Source organism: Streptomyces sp. NPDC004031 (assembly GCF_053604375.1).
In genome coordinates, this window is record NZ_JBSGHL010000148.1 from 1 (window position 1) to 1843 (window position 1843).

A 1843-nucleotide genomic window follows, 5' to 3' on the forward strand; every position below is an offset into this window, starting at 1 on the left:
GGCGACGACCTCGACTTCCACCCCGCACCGTACGAGCACCACAGCCCCGGCCCCCGCACGGGCGACCTCCCCTGGCCCGGCACCAACCTGTCCGGATAAACGGAAAAACAGGGAAAACCGGAACTCCCGGAACGACTTGGGAGCAGTCTAGATCACTCCCACTCACTCATCAATGAGCCTTGTAACACTTTGATTTTAATGATTTTTATACAGGTCACTTTTTCCGATGCCACGCGAAATACCACGTTAAAAAATTGCCCGTTTCTGCCTGTAGTTGCCGGATACTGCTAGACCATCAGACCCACCCGATGCTTCTAAGGAACGCATAGGACGCGCACGCCGCAGCCACACAAGCGCATATCGCGCCTCGCCCATTCATACGCCCGATACGCTGCAACTCTCCGATGAAGGTGTCGATGTTGTTCGGCACTTGGATCAGCGCGGACCAAAGCCAGAACACAGCAGCCCCAAGCGAGGCCACCGCGCCAACGATGCCAACCGCGATGTCAAGTTTCGTCATCACGCCAGCGTACCAGCAAACAGGTCGGCAGACTCGCCACGCCTCTCAAGCACCTGCTCGACACCCTTCTGGAACGCCTGCTCGATCCGCTCGCTGGCGATCTTGAAATAGCCTGCGTCCTGCTCCATGCCGATGAACTTCCGCCCCGTGTTCGCGCACGCAACGCCGGTCGTGCCGCTTCCCATGCAGTTGTCCAGCACCGTTTCACCTTCGTTGGTATAGGTGCGAATTAGGTACTCGCAAAGCCCCACCGGCTTCTGAGTTGGGTGGACAGACTTCACAGAACTTCCGGCGTTTGAAAATTTCAAAAGCGTCTTCGGATACCAAGTGTCGTAAACCTTGTCTGTGCTCACCGCCCTCTGCATGCCGCCCATAATTTCCGTTCTGGCGTATTCCGTCTTGCCGCGTCGCTCAATCTTGTCTGCCGGGCGGGGAATCATGATCGGGAAATACCTGTGCGGCTGCTCACTAAAAACGCTTACGCATTCCGTTTGCTGCATGGGCCGTTTTTTTGCAACCAGATGCCCGCGAGCTGTCACCTTGTCCCATGTCCAATCATAGCGATAGGCTCGCAAATTACTAAGCCGCATGTGGCTTGAAAATGGTTCCGATCCGAACAGCACAATAGCGGCGTTAGGCTTCACCACGCGCCGGTATTGCTCCCACAGTTTATCGAACGGTATTACGACATCCCACTTACAAGCAGTGGTGCCATATGGCAAATCACAAAGGACCATGTCAACGCTTGCATCTGGGATCGACTTCATGAGTTCAAGGCAATCGCCTTGATACAGACTGAACGGCTTTTTTTGGAATTCTTGTGCGTCGTTAAACATTTCAAGCAATCGGTGATGTGATTGCTCAATCGTGACCTGCGCAAGAAGGCAGGCATTCTCGCGTTTTCCGAAACGACGTAGCCATTGATGATGCAACTAATTCGTCAACAGGGCAGCATCGAAAGGCGGCTTTTTGGCGAGTTCTGCGCATGGTATCGGACGATCTGACTTTTCTTCACCAGATCAAACGTTTGCGTCGATCCGGTTGGATCGGGAATGGCATGGAGCGATGCCATACGGCCCTTCCGATACCACGATTTGAAGGTGTTGTTTTTGAGGCTCGAACCGTTGCTGGGCAAGGCTCTGAGCGATTTCGATACCACGCGAAACCGAGTCATCAATGAGGGGCATCGCAGCGCTCGCGGCGAACGGCGAAATCCATACCTTCAGCCATGCCATGAATAAAAAGTGCTTGACCGTGCTTTTCGGCCCCGAAGCCGCCGCTCACGTTAGTTCGCCCACCTTATTGATGATGCGAAAAAGCCCG

2 protein-coding genes are annotated in these 1843 nt (G+C 54.3%); both read right to left on the minus strand.

Annotation, left to right across the window (positions count from 1 at the left end; translation table 11 throughout):
* Positions 1-295: 295 nt before the first annotated feature.
* Entirely contained in the window at positions 296-520 is a 225-nt protein-coding gene (locus tag ACWERV_RS36710; protein ID WP_376498674.1) for a hypothetical protein, read from the minus strand.
* The gene (locus tag ACWERV_RS36715) at positions 520-1452 is read right to left on the minus strand and encodes a DNA-methyltransferase (protein ID WP_198113129.1); all 933 of its coding nucleotides are present in this window, start codon (positions 1450-1452) and stop codon (positions 520-522) included. Before ACWERV_RS36715 ends, ACWERV_RS36710 begins: the two co-directional genes overlap by 1 nt.
* Positions 1453-1843 lie beyond the last annotated feature (391 nt).

Coding starts and splice junctions, on each gene's coding strand:
- ACWERV_RS36710 (WP_376498674.1), bottom strand. CDS start 520: ATGACGAAACTTGACATCGCGGTTGGCATCGTTGGCGCGGTGGCCTCG.